The sequence below is a fragment of the Acerihabitans sp. TG2 genome, assembly GCF_035013185.1.
In the GTDB taxonomy this organism is placed as follows: domain Bacteria; phylum Pseudomonadota; class Gammaproteobacteria; order Enterobacterales; family Enterobacteriaceae; genus Acerihabitans.
In genome coordinates this window covers 14,751-41,412 of sequence record NZ_JAYGJO010000025.1, presented here as the reverse complement: position 1 = coordinate 41,412, position 26,662 = coordinate 14,751, and the positions used below count along the sequence as shown (strand labels likewise).

The 26,662-nt window shown below is 53.2% G+C and carries 31 protein-coding genes; 12 read left to right on the top strand and 19 right to left on the bottom strand.

The features are described 5' to 3' along the window. Window positions 1–20: 20 nt before the first annotated feature. The 7 genes from SJI19_RS19005 (at window position 21) to flgL (ending at window position 7,493) form a co-directional block, all read left to right on the top strand. Window positions 21–776 (top strand): flagellar basal body rod protein FlgF, encoded by a 756-nt coding sequence (locus tag SJI19_RS19005; protein ID WP_323479834.1) that lies wholly within the window; start codon window positions 21–23, stop codon window positions 774–776. Between the two features lie 20 nt (window positions 777–796). After that, window positions 797–1,579, top strand: a complete 783-nt coding sequence (gene flgG, locus SJI19_RS19000) for a flagellar basal-body rod protein FlgG (RefSeq protein WP_323479833.1) — start codon at window positions 797–799, stop codon at window positions 1,577–1,579. A 286-nt stretch (window positions 1,580–1,865) separates the two neighbouring features. Beyond that, the gene (locus SJI19_RS18995; protein ID WP_323479876.1) at window positions 1,866–2,492 is read left to right on the top strand and encodes a flagellar basal body L-ring protein FlgH; all 627 of its coding nucleotides are present in this window, start codon (window positions 1,866–1,868) and stop codon (window positions 2,490–2,492) included. A gap of 61 nt (window positions 2,493–2,553) precedes the next feature. Continuing rightward, a complete protein-coding gene (locus SJI19_RS18990; RefSeq protein WP_323479875.1) occupies window positions 2,554–3,675 on the top strand; it encodes a flagellar basal body P-ring protein FlgI in 1,122 nt (373 codons plus the stop codon). After that, window positions 3,675–4,679 (top strand): flagellar assembly peptidoglycan hydrolase FlgJ, encoded by a 1,005-nt coding sequence (gene flgJ, locus SJI19_RS18985; protein ID WP_323479832.1) that lies wholly within the window; start codon window positions 3,675–3,677, stop codon window positions 4,677–4,679. Before SJI19_RS18990 ends, flgJ begins: the two co-directional genes overlap by 1 nt. 138 nt (window positions 4,680–4,817) lie before the next feature. Next, on the top strand, window positions 4,818–6,473 hold the full coding sequence (gene flgK / locus SJI19_RS18980; RefSeq protein WP_323479831.1) for a flagellar hook-associated protein FlgK: 1,656 nt from the start codon (window positions 4,818–4,820) through the stop codon (window positions 6,471–6,473). A gap of 51 nt (window positions 6,474–6,524) precedes the next feature. Continuing rightward, window positions 6,525–7,493, top strand: coding sequence for a flagellar hook-associated protein FlgL (gene flgL / locus SJI19_RS18975; RefSeq protein WP_323479830.1), 969 nt, complete (start codon window positions 6,525–6,527; stop codon window positions 7,491–7,493). 98 nt (window positions 7,494–7,591) lie between these two features. Here flgL and fliR read toward each other — a convergent pair whose 3' ends face one another. From fliR to fliF, 13 genes are all read right to left on the bottom strand, one after another. After that, window positions 7,592–8,374, bottom strand: a complete 783-nt coding sequence (gene fliR, locus SJI19_RS18970; protein ID WP_323479829.1) for a flagellar biosynthetic protein FliR — start codon at window positions 8,372–8,374, stop codon at window positions 7,592–7,594. A 1-nt stretch (window position 8,375) separates the two neighbouring features. Further along, window positions 8,376–8,645, bottom strand: coding sequence for a flagellar biosynthesis protein FliQ (gene fliQ, locus SJI19_RS18965; RefSeq protein ID WP_323479828.1), 270 nt, complete (start codon window positions 8,643–8,645; stop codon window positions 8,376–8,378). 29 nt (window positions 8,646–8,674) lie between these two features. Then, window positions 8,675–9,430, bottom strand: coding sequence for a flagellar type III secretion system pore protein FliP (gene fliP, locus SJI19_RS18960; RefSeq protein ID WP_416347571.1), 756 nt, complete (start codon window positions 9,428–9,430; stop codon window positions 8,675–8,677). An 11-nt stretch (window positions 9,431–9,441) separates the two neighbouring features. Further along, complete coding sequence (gene fliO, locus SJI19_RS18955) at window positions 9,442–9,843, bottom strand: flagellar biosynthetic protein FliO (protein ID WP_323479826.1); 402 nt, start codon at window positions 9,841–9,843, stop codon at window positions 9,442–9,444. After that, window positions 9,844–10,287 (bottom strand): flagellar motor switch protein FliN, encoded by a 444-nt coding sequence (gene fliN / locus SJI19_RS18950; protein WP_323479825.1) that lies wholly within the window; start codon window positions 10,285–10,287, stop codon window positions 9,844–9,846. After that, on the bottom strand, window positions 10,280–11,293 hold the full coding sequence (fliM, locus tag SJI19_RS18945) for a flagellar motor switch protein FliM (RefSeq protein WP_323479824.1): 1,014 nt from the start codon (window positions 11,291–11,293) through the stop codon (window positions 10,280–10,282). The genes fliN and fliM overlap by 8 nt, the downstream gene beginning before the upstream one ends. A gap of 4 nt (window positions 11,294–11,297) precedes the next feature. Continuing rightward, window positions 11,298–11,786, bottom strand: a complete 489-nt coding sequence (gene fliL, locus SJI19_RS18940; protein WP_323479823.1) for a flagellar basal body-associated protein FliL — start codon at window positions 11,784–11,786, stop codon at window positions 11,298–11,300. A gap of 156 nt (window positions 11,787–11,942) precedes the next feature. Continuing rightward, the gene (locus tag SJI19_RS18935) at window positions 11,943–13,382 is read right to left on the bottom strand and encodes a flagellar hook-length control protein FliK (protein WP_323479822.1); all 1,440 of its coding nucleotides are present in this window, start codon (window positions 13,380–13,382) and stop codon (window positions 11,943–11,945) included. Beyond that, on the bottom strand, window positions 13,382–13,822 hold the full coding sequence (gene fliJ, locus SJI19_RS18930) for a flagellar export protein FliJ (RefSeq protein ID WP_323479821.1): 441 nt from the start codon (window positions 13,820–13,822) through the stop codon (window positions 13,382–13,384). The genes SJI19_RS18935 and fliJ overlap by 1 nt, the downstream gene beginning before the upstream one ends. Before the next feature lie 80 nt (window positions 13,823–13,902). Continuing rightward, window positions 13,903–15,270, bottom strand: a complete 1,368-nt coding sequence (gene fliI, locus SJI19_RS18925; protein ID WP_323479820.1) for a flagellar protein export ATPase FliI — start codon at window positions 15,268–15,270, stop codon at window positions 13,903–13,905. Further along, window positions 15,270–15,959 (bottom strand): flagellar assembly protein FliH, encoded by a 690-nt coding sequence (gene fliH, locus SJI19_RS18920; RefSeq protein ID WP_323479819.1) that lies wholly within the window; start codon window positions 15,957–15,959, stop codon window positions 15,270–15,272. Before fliH ends, fliI begins: the two co-directional genes overlap by 1 nt. Then, window positions 15,952–16,944 carry a flagellar motor switch protein FliG gene (gene fliG, locus SJI19_RS18915; protein ID WP_323479818.1) on the bottom strand — a complete coding sequence of 331 codons (993 nt, stop codon included), beginning with the start codon at window positions 16,942–16,944 and terminating at the stop codon, window positions 15,952–15,954. The genes fliH and fliG overlap by 8 nt, the downstream gene beginning before the upstream one ends. After that, the gene (fliF, locus tag SJI19_RS18910) at window positions 16,941–18,665 is read right to left on the bottom strand and encodes a flagellar basal-body MS-ring/collar protein FliF (RefSeq protein ID WP_323479817.1); all 1,725 of its coding nucleotides are present in this window, start codon (window positions 18,663–18,665) and stop codon (window positions 16,941–16,943) included. The genes fliG and fliF overlap by 4 nt, the downstream gene beginning before the upstream one ends. Before the next feature lie 233 nt (window positions 18,666–18,898). Between fliF and fliE the strand changes: the two genes are divergently transcribed. After that, window positions 18,899–19,210: a flagellar hook-basal body complex protein FliE gene (fliE, locus tag SJI19_RS18905; RefSeq protein ID WP_323479874.1), complete on the top strand. Its 312-nt coding sequence runs from the start codon at window positions 18,899–18,901 to the stop codon at window positions 19,208–19,210. Between the two features lie 155 nt (window positions 19,211–19,365). Here fliE and SJI19_RS18900 read toward each other — a convergent pair whose 3' ends face one another. Continuing rightward, window positions 19,366–19,647, bottom strand: coding sequence for a HigA family addiction module antitoxin (locus SJI19_RS18900; RefSeq protein ID WP_323479816.1), 282 nt, complete (start codon window positions 19,645–19,647; stop codon window positions 19,366–19,368). 12 nt (window positions 19,648–19,659) lie between these two features. Continuing rightward, window positions 19,660–19,941, bottom strand: a complete 282-nt coding sequence (locus SJI19_RS18895; protein ID WP_323479815.1) for a type II toxin-antitoxin system RelE/ParE family toxin — start codon at window positions 19,939–19,941, stop codon at window positions 19,660–19,662. Window positions 19,942–20,438: 497 nt separating this feature from the next. Here SJI19_RS18895 and SJI19_RS18890 point away from each other — a divergent pair, with 497 nt between their 5' ends. Continuing rightward, the gene (locus SJI19_RS18890) at window positions 20,439–20,642 is read left to right on the top strand and encodes a hypothetical protein (protein ID WP_323479814.1); all 204 of its coding nucleotides are present in this window, start codon (window positions 20,439–20,441) and stop codon (window positions 20,640–20,642) included. A gap of 84 nt (window positions 20,643–20,726) precedes the next feature. Here SJI19_RS18890 and SJI19_RS18885 read toward each other — a convergent pair whose 3' ends face one another. The 4 genes from SJI19_RS18885 to fliD all read right to left on the bottom strand — a co-directional run bounded on the left by SJI19_RS18885 (window position 20,727) and on the right by fliD (window position 23,521). Beyond that, window positions 20,727–20,888, bottom strand: coding sequence for a YnfU family zinc-binding protein (locus tag SJI19_RS18885; protein WP_323479813.1), 162 nt, complete (start codon window positions 20,886–20,888; stop codon window positions 20,727–20,729). A 220-nt stretch (window positions 20,889–21,108) separates the two neighbouring features. Further along, window positions 21,109–21,492 (bottom strand): flagellar protein FliT, encoded by a 384-nt coding sequence (gene fliT, locus SJI19_RS18880; RefSeq protein WP_323479812.1) that lies wholly within the window; start codon window positions 21,490–21,492, stop codon window positions 21,109–21,111. 138 nt (window positions 21,493–21,630) lie between these two features. Then, window positions 21,631–22,020, bottom strand: coding sequence for a flagellar export chaperone FliS (gene fliS / locus SJI19_RS18875; protein WP_323479811.1), 390 nt, complete (start codon window positions 22,018–22,020; stop codon window positions 21,631–21,633). A 55-nt stretch (window positions 22,021–22,075) separates the two neighbouring features. Beyond that, complete coding sequence (gene fliD, locus SJI19_RS18870) at window positions 22,076–23,521, bottom strand: flagellar filament capping protein FliD (protein ID WP_323479810.1); 1,446 nt, start codon at window positions 23,519–23,521, stop codon at window positions 22,076–22,078. Between the two features lie 279 nt (window positions 23,522–23,800). On the opposite strand from fliD, the gene SJI19_RS18865 reads away from it, so the two are divergent. From SJI19_RS18865 to fliZ, 3 genes are all read left to right on the top strand, one after another. Next, the gene (locus SJI19_RS18865; protein WP_323479809.1) at window positions 23,801–25,171 is read left to right on the top strand and encodes a flagellin; all 1,371 of its coding nucleotides are present in this window, start codon (window positions 23,801–23,803) and stop codon (window positions 25,169–25,171) included. 163 nt (window positions 25,172–25,334) lie between these two features. After that, a complete protein-coding gene (locus SJI19_RS18860; RefSeq protein WP_323479873.1) occupies window positions 25,335–26,057 on the top strand; it encodes an RNA polymerase sigma factor FliA in 723 nt (240 codons plus the stop codon). A gap of 61 nt (window positions 26,058–26,118) precedes the next feature. Next, complete coding sequence (fliZ, locus tag SJI19_RS18855) at window positions 26,119–26,628, top strand: flagella biosynthesis regulatory protein FliZ (protein WP_323479808.1); 510 nt, start codon at window positions 26,119–26,121, stop codon at window positions 26,626–26,628. Window positions 26,629–26,662 lie beyond the last annotated feature (34 nt).

The window sequence follows — 26,662 nt, the reverse complement described above, 5'->3', positions numbered from 1 at the left end:
CATTTTGACGGAGTAGCCCTATGGATCATGCAATTTATACCGCGATGGGCGCCGCTAGCCAGACGCTCAATCAGCAAGCGGTGATCACCAATAACCTGGCCAACGCGTCCACCACTGGATTTCGGGCACAGCTGTCCGCTATGCGCGCGGTGCCGATTGATGGCCCGACGCTGGCCACCCGTACCCTGGTAGTGGCGTCGACGCCGGGTGCATTGATGACCCCGGGGCCGCTTAACGATACCGGGCGTCCGCTGGACGCCGCGGTGCAAGATCAAGGGTGGCTGGTGGTGCAGATGCCTAACGGCGACGAAGCCTATACCCGCAACGGCAATATTGAGGTGGATGCCACTGGACAGTTGACCATTCAGGGTTACCCGGTAGTGGGTGATGCCGGCGCGCTGGTGGTCCCGACGCAGTCCTCCATTACTCTGGGTGCTGACGGTACGATCTCGGCGCTAGGCGATGGTGATGCGCCGAACTCGATTAGCCAGGTGGGTCAGCTTAAGCGGGTCAAACCCGCGCCTACCGATCTGGAGCGTGGCGACGATGGCTTATTTCACCTGACCGCCAGTGCCCAGGCGCAAAACGGCAATACCTTACCGACCGACCCGACCATAAAAATCATGCCTGGCGTACTGGAAGGCAGTAACGTCAATACCGCTGAAACCCTGGTGGATATGATTGGCAATTCACGACGTTTTGAAATGCAAATGAAGATAATTTCTGATGTAGATAAAAACGCTGAATCGGCCAATCAGCTGCTGTCAATGAGTTAACTCAATCGGAGATAAAACGGATGATCCGTTCTTTGTGGATTGCCAAAACCGGTCTGGATGCGCAGCAGACCAACATGGATGTGATATCCAATAACCTGGCCAACGTCAGTACCAATGGTTTTAAACGCCAGCGTGCGGTATTCGAAGATTTGCTCTACCAGACCGTGCGTCAACCGGGTGCGCAGTCCTCTGATCAAACCACGTTGCCTTCTGGCTTGCAGTTGGGCACCGGGGTGCGTCCGGTATCTACCGAGCGTTTGCACAGCCAGGGTAACCTGCAGCAAACCTCAAACACTAAGGATCTGGCGATCAACGGTAAAGGTTTTTTTGCCGTGCAGATGCCTGATGGTACCACGGCGTATACGCGCGACGGTTCGTTCCAGGTTGACCAGAATGGCCAGATGGTGACCTCCAGTGGTTACCCGGTGCAGCCGGCGATCACCATCCCCGCCAATGCGCTGACGGTGACCGTAGCACGCAGCGGGGCGGTCACCGTGACCGTGCCCGGGCAAACTGCCAGCAGTTCGGTAGGTCAAATCAACTTGAGCAATTTTATTAATGAGGCGGGTTTGGAAAGTCTCGGCGAAAATCTGTATCAGGAAACCGACAGCTCGGGCGCGCCGAATGAATCCTCACCAGGGCAAAACGGCGTTGGGGTGTTATACCAAGGGTATGTGGAAACCTCGAATGTTAACGTAGCAGAGGAATTGGTCGATATGATCCAAGTGCAGCGCGCTTACGAAATCAACAGTAAAGCTGTGACTGCATCAGATGCCATGCTACAGAAACTCACCACCATGTAATACATTAATGTGACACCGTCACCTCTTGTGTGGCGACATGTCATCCTTGGGGACGCGTTTAGTGACGATGTCACTTTAACCTCAGTGACGTGAATAACCAGGAGTCATACCGGTAAATCCCGCCCGTCGCGACCCGGGTTTATCCGGTCTGCCAGGATTAATTTTTAATATGAATCAATATAATAGCATCGCTCTGACCCGGCCGACCAAGCGCAAGGTGGCGGGTTTGTCGCCAGCGGTCTGGATCCTGGCTGTCGGTGCGCTGACCCTGAATGGGTGTGCTTATATGCCGCACAAAAATCTGGTCGAAGGCGTGACAACTGCCCAGCCGGCACCCGCCAGCGCACCGATGGTCAACGGCTCGATTTTTCAGGCGGTGCAGCCAATGAACTACGGTTATCAGCCGCTATTTGAAGACCGACGGCCGCGCAACGTAGGTGATATCCTGACTATTACGCTGCAAGAAAACGTCAGTGCCAGTAAAAGTTCCACCGCTAACGCGGCGCGTGATGGCAGTAATGCGGTTTCTCTGACCACCACCCCCAGTATGCTCACCGGGCTGCTGGGTAACGGCAAGGCCGATCTGGACGCCTCCGGCAAAAATACCTTTGACGGTAAGGGCGGCGCCACCGCCAAAAATACCTTTACCGGTACCATTACCGTTACCGTGGCGGAGGTCTTGGCCAATGGCAACCTGCGGGTGGTGGGCGAGAAACAGATCGCCATTAATCAGGGTGCTGAATATATTCGTTTCTCCGGCATAGTTAACCCACGCACCGTGGACGGCAGCAACGCAGTCATTTCTACCCAGGTGGCGGATGCGCGCATCGAGTATGTCGGCAAAGGTTATATCAATGAAGCGCAGCAAATGGGGTGGTTACAACGCTTCTTCCTCAACATTTCACCTTTCTAAACAGGTAGCCAGCAGTATGTGGATTTCAATTTTGAAACTAAGCCGGCTCGCCGCCGGTGCCATGCGCGGTTGGCGTTATGCCTGGGCGCTATCTCTGAGTGTGGTGCTGGTGTTGGGCTTGGGACTTCTACCGGCCCACGCGGAGCGTCTGCGGGATTTGGTGGATATCGAGGGCGTACGTAGCAATCCGCTGATTGGCTACGGATTGGTGGTAGGACTCGACGGCACGGGTGACCAAACCACCCAAGTTCCCTTTACCAAACAAAGTCTGAGCAATATGCTGTCGCAACTGGGTATCACGGTACCATCCGGCACCAATATGCAGCTGAAAAATGTCGCCGCGGTGATGGTGACGGCCAATTTTCCCGCATTTGCGCGCGCCGGCCAGAATATCGATGTGGTGGTATCCTCCATGGGGTCGGCCAAAAGCCTGCGCGGCGGAACGCTGCTGATGACGCCGTTAAAGGGCGCGGATAACCAGGTTTACGCGCTGGCGCAGGGCAATCTGCTGGTGGGTGGCGCAGGGGCGTCCTCCGGCGGCAGCAAAGTACAAATCAATCAGTTGTCCGGTGGTCGTATCAACAACGGCGCGGTGATAGAACGGGAACTGCCGAGTACCTTTGGTACCAGCCGTACCACTACCTTGCAGCTCAAAGATGAAAATTTCACGCTGGCCCAGCGTATCAGCGATACCATCAATGGCCAAAATGGCATGGGTGTCGCCCGGGCGCTGGATTCCCGCACCATTGAATTGCAAATGCCCGCCAGTAGAAGCAGTCAGGTACGTTTTCTCGCTCAGATCCAGAATATCAACATCACAGTGGGCGAAATGGATGCCAAGGTGATTATTAATTCCCGTACCGGATCGGTAGTGATGAACCGTAACGTTATGCTGGATAACTGCGCGGTGGCTCAGGGCAATCTGTCGGTGGTGGTGAACAACCAACAAAGTGTCAGCCAGCCTAATACGCCGTTTGGCGGTGGTCAGACCGTGGTCACCCAACAAACACAGATTTCGGTTAACCAAGGTGGCGGCTCGCTACAAAAAGTCAATTCAAGCGCCAATCTTAATAGCGTCATTCGGACCTTAAACGCGCTGGGCGCCACACCTAATGATTTGATGTCAATTTTACAGGCCATGCATAGCGCCGGCTGTCTGCAGGCTACGCTGGAGGTTATCTGATGCAGCTTAATAATGACGCTTTTGATGTCTCCTCTGCTGCGTTTGACGCAAAATCATTGCAAAAGCTGCACAATCAGGCGGTGACATCATCACCCGACGCGCTCAAAGCAGTGGCCAAACAGGTGGAAGGGGTATTTGTGACCATGATGCTGAAAAGCATGCGCGCAGCGTTGCCCAAAGGCGGCTTGTTGAGCAGTAATCAAACTGAACTCTATACCAGTCTTTATGACCAGCAGATGGCGCAGCAGTTGTCGGCCAAGGGGTTGGGGCTGGCGGATATGATGGTGAAGCAGCTAGGACAACCGGGCGCGGGAGCCAATGGCGATGCGCTCACTGGCACGCCTGGCGATCCGGCAGCGGTGAAAACCGCGTCGCTGGCGGCGGGGGATGTCCCGATGAGCGCCAACGCCATTAATGCTCAATATATGTCGCCGGCGCTGGCCGGGGAATTCTGGCGGCGTGAACGGCAACAGTCAGCTGAACCAGCGGCGGTGGCCTCCCGTACCGGCAACAGTTTTACCGATCGCCTGTCGATTCCGACTATGCTCGCCAGCCAGCAAAGTGGTATCCCTCACCATTTGATCATGGCCCAGGCCGCGTTGGAATCGAATTGGGGTAAAAATGAAATCCCCACCAGCAATGGCCAACCCAGTTACAACTTGTTCGGCATCAAGGCGTCAAGTGATTGGCAGGGTAAAACCACTACCGTGACCACCACCGAATACCAAAATGGTCAGCCGGTTAAGGTGCAGCAGCGTTTTAGAGTCTACGACTCCTATATGGATGCTCTGGGGGACTATATCCATCTGTTGACCACCAATCCGCGTTACCGTGAGGTGGTGGCCGCCGAGCAACCGGAAGCCGGGGCTTATGCCCTGCAGCGGGCGGGTTATGCTACCGATCCGGCTTACGCCACCAAGCTTATCCAGATTATTTCGCAGTTAAAACATTCTGCCCAGCGGGCGGCCGGCGCCTATACACACGATCTTGGTGGATTATTTTAATCTCAGGTTTACGTTGGGATGTTTTTAGCCAACGGGCTCAAGTTTACGCGGTTGCGGACGATACTATACAGAGGTTGTGACGTCTGTCGTTGCCGTGATGCTTAGGCTCACCGACGGATCCGGATAAAAGGAAACGTAATGTCCAGTTCTTTGAGTAACATTGCCTTGACCGGGTTGAATGCCGGTCAGAACGCACTCAATAGCGTGGCGAGCAATATCAGTAATGTCTATGTTAGCGGTTATAACCGTCAGACCACACAGTTGGCCGAGATGGGCACCAATGGTGCCACGGGCACGGGCACAGGTGTTCAGGTGACCGGGGTTAGCCGGGCTTATGATGCGTTGCTGATGGGACAATTGCGCAACGCATCCAGCACCTCCGCTGCATCCACCAGTTACTCCGACCAGATTTCACAGATTAACTCGCTGCTGTCGAACAGTACCAGCAGCCTGTCCACCTCGATGAGCACTTTTTTTAGCAGCCTGCAGTCGCTAAGCAGCAACGCGGGCGACTCTGCAGCACGTCAAACCGTGATCGGCAGTGCTCAAAGTCTGGTGAGTCAGTTTAAGAGTAATGATACCTATCTGCGTAACCTGGATGATGCGGTAAACAAACAGCTGTCATCCAGCGCCGATCAGATCAATACCTACGCTAAACAAATTGCCAATCTGAACGACCAAATTGTCCGCCAGGGTAGCGATGGCGCCTCCAATTCAATGCTCGATCAGCGTGATGAACTGGTGAACAATCTTAACCAGTTGGTTGGGGTGACCACCACGACCCAGAAGGACAATTCGCTGACCGTCACCTTCGCTGGTGGTTTGACCTTGGTCCAGGGCAGTACCGCGTCCCAAGTCAAAGCAGTGGCGTCCAAGGCCGATGCGTCGCGCACTGTCCTGGCCTATGATAACGGTACCGGTTCGGCGTCCGTCATCAACGAAAAATCCCTGACGACCGGTAGCGTTGGCGGGGTGCTGGCGTTTCGTTCCGGCGCGCTGGACGACGCGCGTAACCAACTGGGGCAAATGGCGGTGGCGTTGGCGGGCAGTTTTAACACCCAGCACGCCCAAGGGGTGGATTTGAATGGCAATGCGGGTGCTGATTTCTTTAACATCGCAGCGCCCTCGGTGATCGCCAATACCCAAAATAGCGTGGGTGGTGCGACGTTAACCGCCTCCTTTGCCGATACCAGCGCGGTCCAGGCCAGCAGTTATAACGTGAAATACGCCAGCGGCGCCTGGCAAGTGACGCGTGCCAGCGACGGCACCAGCGTGAGTTACACCACGACGGCCAATGGTGATGGGACCTCCACCCTGGGTTTTGACGGACTGGCGGTGAATATCAGCGGCGGCACCCCGGTGGCCAATGACCAATACACACTTAACCCGGTGACCAATGCCATCGCCGGCATGTCGGTGGCGGTAACCGATCCGAGCGCCATCGCCGCCGGCCAGGCCGATAGCGACAGCGGCGACAGTGATAACCGCAACGCCCAGGCGCTGTTGGCGCTGCAGACCGGCAAAGTGGTCGGCGGCAGTTCCACCTTATCAACCGCCTATGCGTCACTGGTCAGTACCGTCGGTACCGACGCCAGCAATGCCACCATTACGGCAACCTCACAAACCAATATCGTCACCCAGTTGACCACCAAACAACAGTCGATTTCAGGGGTCAATTTGGATGAGGAATATGCCGATTTGCAGCGTTACCAGCAGTATTATCAGGCTAATGCTCAGGTGTTTAGCACCGCCGGTACGTTATTTAACACTATTCTGTCGGCCGTTAATGGTTAACCGGCGCCCGGCGGGTTGTCGCCAAAATTCACAGTTAAAGGGATAAACCCCATGCGTCTTAGTACCAGCATGATTTATCAGCAGAATTTATCCAGTATCACCAACGCCTATTCCAAATGGCAGACCACCGGTGTACAACTGGCTACCGGGATGCGGGTAAACTCGCCAGCGGATGATCCTATTGCCTCGTCGCAGGCGATTGGGCTGCAAAATTCACAAGCACTTGGCACCCAATATAGCGCGGCACGCAGTAACGCCACCGCCAGTGTCTCTCTTGAAACCACGGTAGTCAGTCAGGTCACCGATGTGATTCATGCTATACAAACCAAGCTGGTACAGGCAGGGGATGGCACGCTGAGCGACAAAGATCGCCAATCCTTATCCACCACCTTGCAATCGTATAAAGACCAGCTCCTTTCCTTGGCCAACAGCAAGGACGGCAACGGTAACTACATCTTTGCCGGATACAAAACCGATACGGCGCCTTTTGTTGCCGATGCTACCACCGGTGCGGTCAGCTACGTTGGCGGTACCAAAGCCATCAGTCAGAAGGTGGATGATAGCAGCGAAATGACCATCGGCGACACCGGCGACCAAGTGTTTACTCATCTGTCTGCCGGTTATACGGTGGAGCCGGACGGCAGCGCCAGTGAAAGCAATATTTTTAACAGTATCGATACCGCCCTGGGCGCATTGAATACGCCGCAGGAAGACGCCGATGCCGCCACCACTGCGGCTTATAGTGCTGATATGGGCAAGGCCGCGCGGGGCATGACCAATTCCCTGAACAATATGCTCACGGTACAGTCCTCGTTAGGCAGCAAGCTTAATCAACTGGATGCGTTGAACAGCGTCGGTACCGATCGATCGACCATTTACGAAACGCGCATCAGCGACCTGACCGGCGCGGACTGGTATTCCACCGTCTCTGACTATAGTTTGCAGCAGGTGGCGCTACAGGCGGCCTACAGCACGTTTAACAGCATGCAAAAGCTCTCCCTGTTCCAGACCAACTCGTAACGCACGTCGGGTGGTACACCGCCTTGAGTATCGATGGATTGCCCTCGGTACTCTTTGGTATGTTATTCGGGTAACAACGGGTAACATACCTTTTTTTATCACTGCGGCATTTGACTAAGAATATCCCCAAGCAGATCAAAACTTTCACCCATCAGCTTCTCGCAAAACGGTGCCAATAACGGTAATAACAGGCCGAAGGTCAGTATACCGAGGGTCAGTGTAAGGGGAAAACCTATCACGAATACCGTTAACTGCGGCGAAACGCGGTTCAATAGACCCAGAGCGATATTCAATGTCAATAACAGTGTGATCATCGGCAAGGCCAACATCAGGCCGTTAATAAAAATCAAGCTCCCGGCGCGGCATAGCGCCATAAACGCATTGGCGTTTAGCATATCCCCGGAAATGGGCAGGCTATGAAAACTGTCCGCCAGCAGTGAAATCATCCACAAATGGCCGTTAAGACTGAGGAATACCAGCATGGCAAGCAAATTGAGCAGCTGGGCCAATACCGGCATATTCAGGCCGCTGGCCGGGTCGTAAAAGGTGGCAAAGGACAGGCCCATTTGCAATCCGATCACCTCGCCCGCCATGCGAATCGCCGCAAACGCGAACTGCATGGTTAAACCGAGCGCCGAACCCACCAGTATCTGCTTGATGACCAGCCAGAAACCGGCCACGGAAAACAGCGGTGTGACCACCGGCGGCAGCAACGGTGCCAGCAGTAGGGTGATCATAATGCCCAGTCCTAGCTTGATCTGTACCGGGATCGATTTTTCGCCAAATAACGGCGCGGTGGCGATTAACGCCAGAATGCGCACCAGAGGCCAAAAATATTGGCTGAGCAAACCGGCTAACTGTGACGTGTCAATTTCAAGCATATTAACTGGCGAGGCCGGGTAGGCTAGCGAACAGTGCGCGCATATAATCAAGGATCAGGTTAAGCATCCAGGGCCCGGCGATGATGATGGCGGCCACCACGGACAGGATTTTGGGAATAAACGACAGGGTCATTTCATTGATCTGTGTGGCGGCTTGCAACAGGCTGATAATCAGTCCGCTAAACAAGGCGGCCATCAATAATGGCGCAGCCAGCGCCAGCGCCACCAGGATTGCCTGATGGCCAAGGGCCATTACCGATTCGGGTGTCATATTCCGCCTATAAGGTCTTGGGTAAGACACTAGTTATAAAAACTTTGCGCCAGCGAGCTCAGTATCAATTGCCAGCCATCCACCAGCACAAACAACATCAGTTTGAAGGGTAACGAAATGGTGGCCGGCGGCACCATCATCATGCCTAGAGCCATCAACACACTGGCTACCACCAAATCGATAATCAAAAAAGGAATAAATATAGTGAAGCCGATTTGAAAAGCGGTCTTGAGCTCACTGGTCACATAGGCCGGTACTAAAATACGCATGGTCACCGCCTCGGGACCGTCCATCGGCGGTGCATTGGCCAGGCGCGCGAACAGCGCTAAATCCGCTTCACGGGTTTGACGCAACATAAAGGTGCGCAATGGCTTGGCACCTCTTTCCAAGGCGGCCTGCATGGTGATCTTATTTTCACTCAGCGGTAAATAAGCTTGGTCATAAATGGTATTAAACACCGGCGACATGACAAAAAAAGTTAAAAACAGCGCCATGCCCAGCAACACCTGATTAGGCGGTGCGGAGGGGGTACCGATGGCGCTGCGCAGCAGACCGAGCACGATAATGATGCGGGTAAAGCAGGTCATCATCAACAACGCCGCCGGAATAAAGGTCAGCGAGGTCAGGAATACCAGGGTTTGTACCGGCAGCGACCAGTTTTGTCCGCCGCCCGCGAGCGGGTGGCTGACGATACCCGGTAATTGCGCCCAGCCATTGGTGGTCAGCGACCATAACCCCAGTGCCAACACCGCGGTCCAACCGTGACGCAAAGATAACCGCCGCAGGAATGTGTGTTTCATTGGCGCTCGTCCTTATGACCCATCACCTGGCGCAAACGTTGACGAAAATTCATCTCGGTCGCGGCGGTGGGTTCATCGAGATCCGGTGGTGCGGGCAGGGTATGCAGCGGGGTAATCTGTTGTGCCGTGACACCCAGGACCAGCCAGGTTCCCTCGACTTGCACAATCACCACTTTTTCCCGTTGTCCCAACGCACAACTGGCCTGCAACGTTAAACGACCAGAGCGTTTTGCTACCGGAGCCAGGCCAAGTTTACGCACGATCCAAGCGCCGATGATAATCAGCAGTAAGATGCCACCCAGAGCACCACCGACCTGAGTCAGCGCGCCAGCGGCGCTAAATGCCGGTGCGGGTTCGGCGACAACCGCAGTGACCGTGCCAGATTGAGTTGTGCTCATTTAACGACTTAACCGACGCATGCGTTCCGATGGGGTAATAATATCGGTGATGCGTACGCCGTATTTGTCAGCCACCACCACCACTTCACCTTCACCTTGGGCAATCAGATAACCGTTGATCAGAATATCCAGCGGTTCGCCGGCCAGTCCGTCCAACGCCACCACGGAACCTTGCGACAAATGCAGCAGTTCTTTGATGGTCATTTTGGTCCGGCCCAATTCCACGGTCAGCTTAACCGGGATATCCATGATCAGGTCGATATCCTGTAGGGGACCGGCACTGTCCTCAGCGGTTAATTGGTGAAAAATACCCTCGGTGGCCGGGGTGGCGGGAGCAGCAGCCGGTGGTGGTTCATTGGTCACGGCCTGTTGTTCGTTTAACGCCTCAGCCCACAGATCGTCTGCGGATGGATTTTCATCAGACGGTTTCTTGGGGTCACTCATCGGGCTGTTCCTCATTAAGGGAGTTCAATACGGGATTGATCAGTTGTTTTACGCTCAGGGCGTATTGGCCATTTATGGTGCCGTACTGGCTGGTTAGTACCGGCACGCCGTCCACGTGGGCAATCAGGTAATCGGGTTTATCAATGGGCAATACATCACCTGGAGCCAGTTTTAGGATCTCAGATAACCGCATTGACACTTCTGCAAAATTGGCCACCAGCTCCAGTTCTGAATGCTGAACCTGCTTGACCAGGTTTTCGCGCCACCCTTGGTTCTCTTGCCGAGAACTTTCCAGCGGCGGGTTAGCCAGAAGTTCACGCAGGGGTTCAATCATGGAAAACGGGATGCAGATATAAAATTCACCTACCATAGTGCCGATTTCCACATGAAACGGGGTGGTCACAACAATATCGTTGGGGGAGGTGGTGATATTGGTAAATTTCACCTGCATTTCAGCACGCACATACTCGACGCTCAGCTTATAAATGGCGTTCCAGGCGTCTTCATAGCACTCAAGGGCCAAGCTTAGCATGCGCCTGATCACCCGCTGTTCGGTATGGGTAAACTCGCGGCCTTCCACTTTAATCGGAAAACGTCCGTCACCGCCAAACAGGTTATCGACCGCGATAAATACCAGGCTGGGAGAGAAGACAAATAATGCCGTGCCACGCAGCGGTTTTAGATGAATCAAGTTGAGGTTGGTGGGCACCGGCAGGTTACGGGCAAAATCATGATACGGCTGGATTTTAATAGCCCCGACGGTGATATCCGGGCTACGACGCAGTAGGTTAAATAACCCCATACGAAATTGCCGGGCAAAACGCTCGTTGATGATTTCCAGCGCTTGAAGTCGTTCTCGAACCACCCGGCGCTGGGTATTGGGATCATAGGGTTTTACGTCACTATTGTTCCCAACCACGCTATTGCTGATGGGTGCCGTCGGTACGGTATCGTCGCCATTGAGCAGCGCATCGATTTCCGCTTGAGATAATATGCTATCGCCCATGGGATCAGCGCAAAATAAAAGCGGTTAACAGCACGTCGTCAATAACGGGTCGCGGTTGACCGGCTACCAGCGGTTCACTCAACACCTGTTTGATTTGCTCAATCAACTGTTGTTTACCTTGTTCGTTAGATAACGTCCCCGCGTCTTGCCGGGAAAGTAATAATAGCAATCGGCTGCGTACTGACGGCAAAAAGTTATTCAGCATTTTACGGGTTTCTTCGTCAGGCAAACGCAGGGTTATGCCGATATAGAGTACGCGGTCGGGATCGTTCGCCGGATTAATCAGGTTAACGGTAAAGGTGTCAAGCGGCAAAAAAATAGGAATAGGCGGCGGCGGTACCACAACGGCATGCAAGGCGCTGTTATGTAATTGATGTTGCCACCAGTAGTAGCCCGCACCCCCTCCGCCGGCCAAAATAAGCACCAGCAGAACCACCATGAGTTTCCATTTTGACTTTTTTTTCCGAGGCTTAGACAGCGCATTCTCAGACATAACGTTTTGGTATTCCTGTAAGCATGACGGCACTTTCCATTGCGTAAACCAAAAAAATACCGATGATTGACGAGGATTATCCCGCCTATTGCCTTATTCAATAGGGCGAATAGACGAGGTAATTTGCATTAACTTACGCGTTTGTTTTTTTAGTCGTCACACAAAGGTATCGATGCCGGACAGGCTGCGACTCGCGCTGGCGACCGAGGTGACATTATCGGCAGCGGTCACGGTGTGCGTCATGGTAAACGCGCGTTGTCCTGAACTCTGGTTGTTGGCCGAGCCGTCATTACCGCTCCAGTTGGGCGTGGCGTCGCTGCCAACGCTGCTTTGTCCCAGCGTGATACCACTGTCGGCCAGAGCAGTACGCAGATGCGGCAGTGCGGCTTCCAGTGCGGCGCGCACGTGGCTATGCCCGGATGCGAGATGGATCTGAGCCTGGTTGTTATCGACCTGCAAACTAATGTGCAGTGCGCCTAAATTGTCGGGGTGCAGGCGAAGCTCCGCGCTTTGCTGACCATTGCGGCTAAACATCACCACCTGCTGGCTGATGGCCTGTTGCCACTCGTCGCTGCCCAACTGGGCGCTGATCAGGGCGGCGGCCGGCGCCGGGGTGGCGTTGGCAGCACTGCCAGCGGCGCTCAGCGTCGGGGTAGCGATAGGTGAGGTTGGTGCGGTGGTCGCGTCAACGTTCCCGGCGGTTTTTTTGTCCAAGACCGTCGCGCCCGATCCGAACGAGAAGGTGGTGGCATCTTGAGCCTCGCCGGCGTCCTGACGGATCACGGCGGTGAGTCCCTGTACTGCAGCGGCGGCACGAGCCGAGTCATTGCTATCGGCGGCCTTATGGTGCTGGTCGCTTTCGGTTGATACGCCACTCTTGAGGGTTTTCCCCGCAGGTGCCGTGCTCGCCAAGGTACTCGTGGTGGTTTTATCGCTACCCTGTGCTTTGATGGTGCTCAGCAGGGCGGCCTGGTCGACTAGGGTACCGGCGGCATTGGCCGTCGCCGTGAGTGCCTTGTCGGCGGCATTCAGCGACTGGTCGCCGGTGGTTGCATCAGTGTTGGCAACCTGACGCTGGTCGCCGTTGGCGGCGTAAACGCCGGCCAGTTGATTCTTATCGCCAGCGGTAGTGGCGCCATCGGCACGGGTGCCGGTGGCGCGGTTTGAGGCGAGTGTGGGCTGGGTTTGCGCCAGCAGGGCCATCAGCGCTTGTGCCGCTGACGTGTCCAGTGCGGGCTCAGTATCATCCGCTGATGGGGTGGCGGTTTTTACCCCGGTTTTCCCCCCATCGGTGGGGGTAGGCGGTGTCGCTATCGCCGCCTCTGTGTCAGGGGTGACGTTGGCGGTGAGATGATCGTCATCCTGCCCTTGGGCGGCGTCATCGACCACCGTTTTGCTTGGCGAATCCGCGCTGGCAGAAGAGGCTTTCGCGTCGCCAGCGGAAGTAGACGCGTTGCGCGTGCTACCGCCAACTTTGGCGTTGAGCAGATTGCCGAAATCCTGATTAAGCTCGGTATTATCCGTTTGCGCTTTACTGCCGTGACTTCCAGCGGCGCTGCTTGAGTGGGTTTGGCCTACGTTAGACGGTATCAACATTACTGTTTCCTCATAGCGGCCCGCTGGGCGAATTCATCCATGCTTTTTTGGTCTAGTCGATTGGCTTTCAACTGCAATACCCGTGCACCACGGGTTTGCAGCGTAACAAACGAGTTTAGGCGCTGCTGCTTATTCTGCCAGTTTTGCATCGCTTGTTGTAACCGCTGGACCCATTGTGCCAATAGCGTGCGATGCTGTTCGATGGCGGTCTCGAGCGTAATAATAAATTGCTGGTAGTTATACCAACTGGAAGAGGGCATGCCGTCGGTCATGCTTTGCTGTAATTTCTGCCGGTATTCCGTTTCATACGTCAGCAGTTGTTCGAGCTGTTGACGAGCCAATTGATGAGATTGGCGAATCTGTCCCAGACGGATCGCCGCCTGTTCCATATCTTCTTTAGCCCGTCCGCGTAGGATATCCAGCGGTGTTTCTCTTTTCATCTGACCTCGTTAACTGCCGTAAAACAATGCCTATACCTTTCTTCTTTCGCGCTGCAGCTGCATTGGCTGCGATTCGCAAGTTATGGGGTATGTACAAAAAGCGCCTGTAAGCGTTCACAGGCCTGCAAATAATCGCAGCGTTCGTCCATCCTTTGTTGTAGGAATGCTTCCATGGACGGGTATAAAGCAATGGCTTGATCCAACTGTGGATCGCTGCCGGCGGCGTAGGCACCCACGCTAATCAAATCCCGGTTACGTTGATAACGTGACAGCAGTTGTTTGAGTAAGCGCACCTGTGCCTCTTGCTCTGGTGTGACCAGCGCGGTCATGGCGCGGCTAATCGAGGCTTCGATATCGATGGCCGGATAATGGCCGGACTCGGCCAACTGACGCGAGAGCACCACATGTCCGTCGAGAATGGCGCGTGCAGCGTCAGCGATGGGGTCTTGCTGATCGTCCCCTTCAGTCAACACGGTATAAAAAGCGGTAATGGACCCGCCGCCGCTGGTGCCGTTGCCGGCGCGTTCCACCAGCGCGGGAAGGCGGGCAAACACCGAAGGCGGATACCCTTTGGTGGCCGGAGGCTCCCCAACCGCCAGTGCGATCTCCCGCTGCGCCATGGCATAGCGGGTCAGAGAGTCCATGATCAGCAGCACGTGGCAACCCCGATCGCGAAAATCTTCGGCGATCCGTGTTGCATAGGCGGCACCCTGCAATCTAAGCAGCGGCGACACATCCGCCGGGGCAGCAACCACCACCGAACGGGCCAGGCCGTCGCTGCCGAGAATATTATCGATAAAATCCTTCACTTCACGGCCACGTTCGCCAATCAACCCCACCACAATGATCTCTGCCTGGGTATAACGCGCCATCATGCCCAGCAGCACGCTTTTACCGACCCCTGAACCGGCAAAAAGTCCCATACGCTGGCCTCGGCCGACGGTTAATAGTGCATTAATGGCGCGCACCCCAACGTCCAAAACCTGGGTGATCGGCGTGCGCTGCAGCGGATTCACCGGCGCGGTGATCAGTGGTGCGCTAAACCCGGTATCGGGCGCCGGGCGCCCATCCAACGGCCGACCAGCACCGTCGAGTACCCGTCCTAACAGTTCCGGCCCCAAGGGCAGCTGTTTACCGGACTGGCCATCGGGGCGCATGCGAGCATACACACGTGCGCCCGGTACGATGCCTTCCACTTCCTCAAGTGGCATCAAAAACAATTTGTCGCCGTTAAACCCCACCACCTCACAATCAATTTCCTCAAGGTTGACACCGCTTTGCCGCTCTATAAGGCAAGACGCGCCAAGGGGTAACTGAAGCCCGGTTGCTTCAAGGATCAGGCCAGTGGCACGGGTAAGGCGACCATAACGTCGCACCATGGGCGTGGCCGCCAGGCGTTGCTCTAGCGAATCAAGGGTATTGAGCCAGCGACCGAGGCGGGCGGACATTACAGCTCACCTGGGGCGGCTAAGCGGCATAACTCATGCCAGCGGGTGGCCAGACTGGCATCCAGGCTGCCTTCCGGCGCGGACACTTTGCAACCGCCGGGGTGCAGATCGGCATCGGCGATCAGGCGCCAGCCTTGAAGACTCAGGGTTGCCCCTAAATGCTGTTCCACTAGCGGCAATAATGAGGGATGCACCCGCAACTGAGGTTTGCCGGTAAACGTTGGCTCTTGCTGCAAAAATTGTTGAATTTGCTGCAGCATGGCATTGTTACCTTCATCGCTGGTTTGTCCCAGCACCAGCTTGGCGGCCGAAAGCGCCAACTGCGCCAGCCGTTCAGTGACCACGCTATCGAGCGCATCCAGCGAATGTTGAAATTCGCTGACCAGCATTTGCAACTGGGCAACCACGGGCTGCTGCTCCAGCTGTATTTGCCGCCGGCCTTCCTCCTGTCCAAGCAGCAACCCGGCCTGATAGCCTTCTTGCTGTCCTTGGGTATGACCTTCAGCAAACCCGTTGCGCTTGGCCTCTTGCAGCGCTTTATTGTGTGCTTCCTCCAGGGCTGCCTGGCGCACCATGATCCGATCTTCGGTTTCACCGGCTAAGGACGGCAAGGCCAGTGGCGGCGCTTTACGGGCCAGGTCGTTTAAGGCCCAGGGGCGCCATGGCAATTGGTTAAATGCATCAGACATACGTATCCTCGCCTCCACCGATGGCGATTTCGCCAGATTCCGCCAGACGACGGACAATCAGCAAAATGGCCTTCTGTTCGTTTTCTACCTGCGACATACGCACCGGCCCGCGGGAAGCCAAATCGTCGCGTAGGATTTCCGCTGCGCGCTGCGGCATATTGCTGAGGAATTTTTCGCGTAATGGTTCGGCGGCATTTTTCAGCGAGATCAGCAAAGACTCCGATTCCACTTCCTGTAACAAGCGCTGGATGCTGCGGTCGTCCACCTCCACCAGGTTTTCGAACAAGAACATTTCGTCGATAATTTTTTGCGCCAACTCACGGTCAAAGTCCTGTACCGCGCTGATAACCGACTCTTCTTGTTGGGTCTTGAGCAGATTGATGATTTCCGCTGCGGTGCGCACGCCGCCCATCTTGCTGCGTTTGAGGTTCTGCCCATCCAGCAGGCCGTTCAGCACTTCGGTAAGCTCCGCCAGAGCGGCGGGCTGTACACCACCAAAGGTGGCGATACGCAACATCACGTCGTTGCGCATTTTTTCATCAAATAGTGCCAGGATGTCGGCAGCCTGACTGCGGCGCAGATGCACCAGAATCGTGGCGATAATTTGTGGATGCTCGTCGCGGATAAGATCGGCTGCGACCACCGGTTCCATAAAGTTGAGGGTATCCATGCCGGTGGTGGCTTCGCGGGTTTCCAAAATGTCTTCCAACAAACTGGAGGCGCGCTCCTCTCCGAGGGCCTTGATCAACACCGAGCGCAGGAAGTCCGGCGCGTTTATGCTCAGCGCTGCATACTGTTCGGATTCATCTTCAAATTCCTGCAGCACCTCTAGCAACTCGGCCTGCGAGGTTTGACGCATACTGGCCATAGAGGTACTCAACTGCTGTACTTCCCGTGAGGACAGATGTTTAAACACTTCCGCCGCGCGGTCTTCACCTAAGGTCATTAGCAGAATGGCGCTTTTTTCGGTTCCGGTCATACTCATTGTTCAGTGCTCATCCATTGGCGAATAACCAACGCCACGATCTGCGGATCTTGATCCGTCATCTCGCGAACGCGTTGGACGCGGGTTTCGGTATTCTCACGCTGCTGCGAACGTTTTTTCTCTTCTTGCTGATCTTTGGTTTGTTTTGCTACGCCATCGTCAACGGTGCGCGCTGCCGTCGGCGGGGCGGCAGGGGCAACCGCCGCGGAGGTTCTCGACGGCATCAGCGGTTTGACAACTTTGCGCCACAGTATCCAGGCCACTAACAGCACCAGCAGCCAACGCCCGGCGCTTATCAAGCCATTAATGAAGAAGGCTTGTTGCCAGAATGGCAGGGCGCCGCCAAGATCGTCGGTCTGCACAAACTCGGTATTCACCACATTAAGGCTATCGCCGCGTTCGGTTGAGAAGCCCATCGCCTCACGGGTAATGTCATCGATCTGCTTAAGCTGTTCTGCCGATAACGGCACTGGCGCTTTTCCTTTCTCGCCCGGTGCATAGTTCACTACCACCGCGACCGACAGGCGCTCCAGGTTGCCTTCGCTGCGCTTGACATGGCGAACAGTATGATCAAGTTCATAATTGATGGTTTCTTCATGACGCGTATTGGATGGCGTCGATTTCTGTGTTCCGGTTTGCGCACCGGCGGTGGCCGGCGCATTTTGTCCTGACTGCGCATTGGCCGCCGTACCCTGGCCTGCGGCCGGGGTGGCCGGGGCGGCACGGTTAATCGGGGCGGTAGGGGTCGCAGAAGGTTGGTTAGACAGCGCGCCGGGCACGCCACCCTGCGAGGATGCGCCAAGCTGCTCGCTTTGTGTGACTTGTTTGGAGCGGATGGCGGCGGCATCTTCGGCAGCGTTGGGTTTATACTGTTCTTCCGTGCGTTCCTGACTATCAAAATCGATCTGTGCGGTAACTTGCGCGTGAACATTGCCGCTGCCCACCATCGGCGCCAGAATGGTTTCAATCCGTCGTTGGTAGCGGCTTTCCAGTTCATTAGTAAATTTCAGTTGCGAGGCGTTTAACCCACGTCCCGTACTGTCGCTTTGGGTCAACAGATGACCCTGCTGATCGAGTACTGTGACGTTGCCTGGCGGCAATCCGGCGACGCTGCTCGATACCATATAAACGATGGCATTAACCTGACCGTCGTCCAAGGCTCTTCCCGGCTGTAAATTCAGGGTAACCGAGGCGGAAGGGCTTTTTTGCTCCCGCACAAACAGCGAGGGTTTCGGCTGAGCCAAATGCACCCGCGCCGACAGCACCGGACCCAAGGTCTCAATGGTGCGGGCCAGTTCGCCTTCCAGCGCACGCTGATAATTGACCTGTTCACTGAACTGGCTGATGCCGAATTTTTCTTGATCCAGCAGTTCAAAACCTACCGCGCCGCCTTTTGGCAATCCTAAGGCTGCTAGTTTGAGCCGGGTTTCATGTACCGAATCCGCCGGTACCAAAATGGCCGTACCCTGTTGCTCAAAACGGAAGGGAATATTCATTTGCGTGAGCTGCGTGACGATATCGCCGCCATCACGATCGCTGATATTGCTATATAACACGCGGTAATCGGGACTTTTGGCCCATAAGGCCAAGACCACAACAATAGCGATGGTCGCCGCGGCGGCAATGGCGGCAAAAACCTTAGGATGGATGCGCAAACGTTCGAGCAACGGCGCAAACAGATTCTTTCCCTGAACGCCTGAACCGTTTTTAGCCGTACTCATCGTGTAATCCCGTCTATTATCGAACGGAGTTGTATAATTACTGGTAACAAAACACACTCCCTGCTGAGTTTTATAAACGTGCCGGCGGTCATCTTATAAATGTGAGTGCATTATTTGCCTTTAGAGAGTAAATCGATGGGTGAAATAGCCGGGTTTTTTGGCGTTATTTAGCGCCTTAGCTAAGGTAAGGTTCTGTTAAGGTGGCAGCCTCGTAAAAAAGTAGAGGCAGGATGATGGCTATTGTGGGTATTGAATCCGCGCTGCAGCAGTTGCAAAACATGTCCCTGGCAGCAAGTGGTGCCAAAGCAAGCCCGGTTGCGGGTGATGATTTCTCAACGTTATTTAGCGCGGCGCTGGATAAAATCAGCGATACGCAAAACCAATCCCGTGCAAAATCGCAAGCACTGGCCACCGGCACGTCGTCGCTGGGATTAAATGATGTAATGGTCGATATACAAAAATCGGCAATTTCATTGCAAACCGGAGTACAGGTTCGCAATAAAATGGTAGCGGCTTATCAAGCGGTCATGAACATGTCGGTGTAGTGGTGGTGTTAAAACACACTATCAACTTATAAAACCTTGCCGAACAGGCCAGGTTTTATCTCGCCCATTCGTTTCGCTGTTGATCCAAATTAAAAATCGAGCACTTTTAAGATCGTGCTCAGCAAAAGCGCGCGGGTCATGCTGATTGCTGCAGGTTATGTCTGCGCCAAAAGATGTTTGATAGCTGGCCGCTCAGTCTGAGAAGCGATCCAAAGCTCATATTGTGACTGCATGCTCGTCCACATTTCTGCGCTGGTATCAAGCGCCGCCTCTAAACGTAACGCCATATCAGCGGAAATTCCTGTACTGCCGTTGAGTATCCGCGACAATGTAACACGGGTAACGCCCAACGCTTTTGCCGCCTCAGTGACAGAAACATCACCAAGATATTCGCGTAAAACCAGGCCTGGGTGTGCTGGGTTATGCATTCTGACCATGATGATCCTTCCTTAATGATAGTCTTGATAATCAACGAGGATAACGTCCTCTGCGTCAAATCTAAACGTAAGTCGCCAGTTGCCATTAACGGATATCGCCCAATGTCCAGCAAGATCAGCGCCTTTCAGTGGGTGCAACTTCCAACCAGGCGCATTCATATCCTCGGGGCGTCTGGCGGCGTTTAGTGCAGTTAATTGGATTTGTAGCTTTACGGTATGTTTCGCTTGGATCCCGGTAGTTTTTCCAGTAGCAAAAAATTTCTCTAGTCCTTTATGCCGGAAACTCTTAATCATACTAACCACCATGTATACTGTATAGTCACAGTATACACATATCAATATGTTGGTCAATATTTTTGGGATTTCAAAAGCAGCATGCTGGGGCTTTTTGTCGTGCGGGACACTGCGAGGGTCACCCTACGGCTAGAGCAATCAGAACGCACAGCGTGAATACACCCAATAGGAACATATGCCAATCGAATTTGACCCGCATCACTACCCCCTCATTCACGCCAGCTGAAGTGGTTTTATCTTCACCGTTTTGCTTTTTTACTGCTGTGATAGGTTCGGCAGTTTTAAACCGTAATAATTCTGCAGTCCGACGCCGATTTGCTGTTGTCGCATTTTATCCGACTGATGTCGGTAAGCCAGTTTATCGAGGCAAACGCCGACACGGTAGCGGAAAAATAACCACGCTGGTGTCTTTTCACCCTACACCAAGTCATATTTCTGACATATACCGGCAACATAATAGTTCTTATTATTGTGTCAAGGTTGGGGGAGGGGGCGTTATGCACTCTGTCGATGTACCCGAACGGCCGGCTGCGGAAATTATCAGCCAGCTTGTCGGTCAAGTTATTCTTGATCTGCATAAGCATGGCAAAATCATACAGCAGCCGACGATTGTAAGTTCTCTGCGCCAGCGGCAAGAAACCGAACCGGATGAAATCCAACGATGTTATCTGGCTTTGGCTGTGCGGTTATTGTCACTATAACAGTGGATGATGTTTATTGCGAAAGAGGCTGGCGCCCGCTGGCAGAGCGTAAATGGTTGGTTGAAGGTGTGGTGGTAGCTACGATTATTTATCTTTCGGTAAAAAATAATGACCGCATTTTGGACAAACCAAGGTGGTATTTTTACGTATTTTCTCTGCGGGTTGTTGGAATACATGTTTGCATTCCGGACAACTGACTTTTACCAACGTATTGCCGAACATTTTTAGCGCATCAAATAGAGACATAACATCCGCCGCAGTTGTACTAGAGGTTTGATCATACCACTTAGTGCGGGGGATAGCTCGCGGTGCTTTTTGCGCAACGGCGGCGGTTATCCAAGGGATAAACGGCAATCATACGCCCTTGCCGTCACGCCACCTGTACGATTTTGGCCCAAGCGTTGGCAACCAACCTGAAGGCTGGAGAAGGTGCGCCGGCCTGGATGCTCGATATGCTATCATCCCTTTAATCGGTACTTTTTATTTCGCCCGACAGAACCGATGTCCGGTCAGCAAATTTTTGATAGGTGGAATTCAACGACTGTTGCCGGCTAGATTGGCCGATTAACTGTTGCAACTCAGTCATCCGCGACTGTAACAGCTGATTAACTTCACCTTCATTGTTTAACAGTTGACGTAACAACAAGGTGATTTTTTCTTGTAATACAGCGGGCAGCGGCTGTTCAACGGTGGCATTGAGCTCTGAGATCTTTGCCACCGCCTGCACATATTTTTCTTCAATATAAACTAAAGCATCCCACTCTGACTGACGTGCCATCAACAGCATATTTTCGCTAAGCGCGATAATGTGTTGATAATGGGCTAAAAGGGAAGGGCAAGCATCCATCATGGCTATCCTAAAAGTATAAAACATCAAAAGTGGGTTAATCTTGTTCATTTTCTAGCTATTTTTATCGGACACGTTTGATTGTGTACCGATAATCGTGATTAGAAACCAAACATACAAATATGCTTAAGATTAGCCAGATTATGGTTGAACTGCATCCGGTGAAATTGATTTCCAGGCGTCGGCAATATCGCTTAGCAGCTCACGAATCTGCTTGAGTAGCGGGCGATCGTTGTGCAGATTAACCAGAATTAATTGCCGGCAGAAATAATCATACAGCTCAGAAAGATTATGGCTAAGCTCACCGCCTTTTTCCATGTCCAAACCCACTTTTAATCCGTTAGTAATGATGTCGATGGCTTTGGATATCGCATTACCCTTGGCGGCGATATTGCCCTGCTCCAAAAAAATATCAGCCTTGGTCAGCGCGCTAAGCGCCCCGTCAAACAATAAGGTGATCAGTTTATGTGGACTGGCGCTCATCACGCTGCTTTGCAGACCGACCACGGCATAAGCTTGTGAACCGTACATAAGGGGTACTCTCTCTTTTTGGCATTGTTCGGGTTGTCAAAGGGTCGCGCTATAACTATGAACTCGAGCTGGACGTGTTGTTCATCGTATTAAACTGTTGTGTCAGAAAGGTCTTAGTATTGTTTAACGTTTCCACCAATACATCCAGTTGAGTAAATTGTTTTTTATAACGGGCAATATTGGCGTCGATACTGCTTTGTACCTGCGTAGCCTGTTTGGTCAACCCGGTTAGTACAGTGTTAATACTGTTGGTGGCACCGGTAATGACGCCCGTGCTTGAGGTAAAGGTGTCGGCAATGGAGACCATCTGACTGGCCAACCCGGTAGTAGAGCCGTTACCGACAAAAAACGCCGAGACGGCAGCGGTATTGTCCGCCAGGTTTTTGACTAACTTGGTTTCATCGGTGGCCAAGGTTCCGTCTTTGTTCAGCGTAATGCCAACTTGATTCAATACCCTAATGGACGAGCTGCTTTGTGCGGAACTGATGGCGGTTTGAATCTGGTTTTTAACCGAACTTAATACGCTATCTCCCACCAATGCGCCATTGGTCGTCGACTGACTTGCCCCAGCGGCCACTACGGTGAACTGACTCAGCGAGTTGAAGGTGCTCAGCAGGGTATTATAGGCACTGACCCAGTCCTCCACTGCTTTCGTGGAATCGGTAACGCTTTGACGCACCGTTAAATTTTGTGTGGTGGTTGTGGGCGCGGTCAGGGTCAGCGTGACACCCTGCGGCACATCATCGATGGTATTGCTGCTGCGGGTGATCGCCACACCGTTAAAAGTCAACTTCGCATCCAACGGTTCGACGGTTTGCGTCATGCCGGTAGTGGTGGTGGTACCGTCATAACTTAGCATCTGTTGGAGGGTGGTATCTCCGGCACCGGTGCCGTCGGTGGTGACACCCATGGTGATGCCCGAGGAGGTACCGCTGGTATTGGAGGTCACTATCAATTGATAGGCTTTGTCCCCGGTCTGAACCAGGCTGGCGGTCACGCCGGCATTGGCACCATTAATGGCGTCGCGCATACCGGTCAGGCTGGTTTGCGCTGCGGTCAGCGGAATTTTTACCGCCGTGGCGGTACCCACCTGAATGCTCAGTGACTGCGCGGTGCTGTTGCTGGTCGTGGAATCGAGCACCGGGGTAGAGGTATCGGTAAAAACATGGCTCGACGATAATGACTGCGCCGCCGCCAATTGCTGTACGGAAATACTGTAACTACCGCTGGTGGCATTGGTGCCAACCTTAGTGGTAAATCCGTCGTTGGTACTGGCCACCTTTTCGGTATAAAGCGTCGGGTCGGTTAACGCTTTAGAGGCGGTACTAAAAGTCGATAGCGCGCTGGTCAACGTGCCATAAGCGGTCAACTTGGCATTATAACTGGTCTGTTTGGTGGTAATGGGCGTGAGCCGTTTTTCTTCGCTGGCTTGCAGGGTATCAAGTAATCCACCGAGATCCAGACCCGACCCAACACCTAATGAACTGATTGCAGTTGTCATGATTAATCCTCTCCTGATGCGCGATAAGCCATTCGGTTATCGGCACCAATGCGAAGAAGTTTACCTTAATATTTTTACCGCGATAGGGAGGAAAGGGCGCGTTCATGGGGGTAATTCCCGCTATTGGCCCCTTAAGGCTGACAATGCGATCGAATTTTGATTTTTTCATTAAAGGTTGTCCGGGCCTAGCCGATACCTAGGGGGACGGTCATTCAACGCTTCCCAGTTAAATGTCCGAATTATTTTACTCAGTCCCGATGCTTTATAAGGAACATTACCATGGCTCAAGTTATCAATACTAACAGCATTTCCCTGCTGGCTCAGAACAATCTGAACAAATCTCAGGCTTCACTGAGCACCGCTATCGAACGCCTATCATCTGGCCTGCGTATTAACAGTGCAAAAGATGATGCCGCCGGTCAAGCGATTTCCAACCGTTTCACCTCCAACATTAACGGGTTAACCCAAGCATCACGTAATGCTAACGACGGTATCTCCCTGGCGCAGACCACTGAAGGCGCGCTGAACGAAATCAATACCAACTTGCAGGCGATTCGTACCCTAACCGTGCAGTCGCAGACCGGCACCAACTCCGCCAGTGACCTGCAGTCCATACAGGACGAAGTTACCCAACGTCTGTCTGAAGTTGACCGTATCTCCAAACAAACCGACTTCAACGGCGTGAAAGTATTGAGCTCCGATAAGAACCTGTCGATTCAGGTGGGTTCCAACGATGGCGAAACCATCGATATTAATTTGAAACAAATCGATTCCGGTACTTTGAAACTGAATACTTTTAATGTTAACGGCCCGGTAGGTGACGCTGGTGATATCACAGCAATAACAACGAAAGTTACCGGCAGCACCAAAGACAATGGGGCTATAGTTTCAAGTGGTAATGCTGCAGCAACCACAGCGGCTACCGGCGGTACCATAGACCCAGCAGTCCTAAAGGACGGCACTAGCGGTAATTATTACGTCAAAATTACTGACAGCACCGCAGGAGTGCATTATTTCCAAGCAGATTTGTCGACAGACACTGATGGGAACAAAACTTATACCATTGCTAGCGGTACAGCTGAAACTGCTGGCGCCGAAACGACTGCCGCAGCCGCAGGTACGGCACAACCAGTCTTTGCTGCTGGCGTGGATGCGAAAGTCTCTACTGTAGCTACAGACAACAATAAGACAACGCCAAGTACCTACAGCGATACTAATATGTCATTGGTACAGGACAAGAACGGACATACATTTGTTAAAGATAGCAGTAATGGTGCATATTACGCAGCTGACGTCTCCACTGCCACCGCTGCCGATGGTACCAAGACCATTACTGCTGTTAGCTATGATTCCAGCAAAAAACTTCAGGCCGCTGACAAAAACCCATTGAAAGAACTGGATACCGCACTGGCCACAGTTGACACCCTGCGTTCCAACCTGGGTGCGGTGCAAAACCGGTTTGATTCTACAATCAATAACCTGACCAGCACCACCAGCAACCTGAGCGAAGCGCAATCCCGTATTCAAGATGCTGACTACGCGACGGAAGTGTCAAATATGAGCAAAGCGCAGATCCTGCAACAGGCCGGTACCTCGGTTCTGGCACAGGCTAACCAGGTTCCGCAGACCGTATTGTCCCTGCTGAAATAAGTTAGTTTTCACGTTATGCTGCACAAAACCCCGCGTCGGCGGGGTTTTTTTTTTGGCCTGGCATTATCAAATAGAGGGGTAATAACACGACTATTCCAGCGATTGATCTTCGCCGCTAACCGGATAATAACGGCGATAAAACGGTCAAAGTAAGGTGGTCATGGTGAACGATCTGTATACAGCCACGGGCGTAATAGATAAACAGTCCCTATGGCAACGCTATATTCCTTTGGTCCGTCACGAGGCCTTGCGGCTACAGGTTCGTCTGCCTGCCAGCGTAGAATTAGATGATTTACTGCAGGCGGGGGGGATCGGCCTGCTGAGCGCGGTGGAACGTTATGACTCATTGCAGGGCACGGCGTTTACCACCTATGCGGTACAACGCATACGTGGTGCGATGCTTGATGAACTGCGCAGCCGCGACTGGGTACCCAGAAGCGTGCGACGCCATGGGCGCGAAGTGGCGCAGGCTATTCACCGGACTGAACAACAGCTCGGCCGCAGTGCGACCGAACAGGAAGTGGCCCAGACGCTGGATATCAGCCTGGAAGAGTATCGGCAGATATTATTCGATACTAATAACAGTCAGTTATTTTCTTATGACGAATGGTGTGAAGATCATGGCGATAGTGCCGATAACCTTATGCCGGGACATGAAGAATCTAACCCCCTTTATTTATTAATGGAGGGCAAACTTCGTGAACGGGTAATCGACGCAATTGACGCACTGCCGGAAAGGGAAAAGATGGTTCTGGTTTTGTATTATCAAGAAGAACTGAACCTGAAAGAAATCGGTGCCGTGCTGGAAGTCGGTGAATCTAGGGTTAGTCAGTTGCACAGCCAGGCAATTAAACGCTTGCGTGCTCGATTAAATAACGATCTCTAAGGCGTTAGAATAAGTGGAGACGTATTTTCTTAAGCACATCGTTAGCACTAGGGAAAACGACATGTTAGCCAAAGTGGAAAAGAAACGGCCTCTGAGCCGTTATCTCAAAGATTTTAAACATACTCAGACCCACTGCTGCCAATGCGGTAAGCCACTGGACAGAATGACGCTGGTATTTCGCGGACAGATTATCAACAAAGAAGCCATTGCCGGCATGGACCAACTGGTGGACGATGCTGTGTGGCTCACACTTAGTCAAGAGCTGACCGCCCTGTGTCGGTTTTGCAGTGTCATATCTTGTGATAGTGCGACCAACTATTTTGATATTAAAGCGTTCAAGCAATATCTATTTGAACAAACGGCAATGAGCCATAGTACTATTCGGGAATATGTGGTGCGGTTGAGGCGGCTGGATGAAATATTGGCGACCTGTAACTACCCGCATGATAAATTTTCACAGCCGAGTGGTTCGTTATCGTTAATTGAGGATGTCCCCGACGCTGGACGGAGTAATTACCGCATAGCGCTGCGTAAATATGATCAGTACCTGAATTGGCAACGTAATTTCTAGTACGTTTTAGTTCTGAAAACCTTGACTGTGCCCT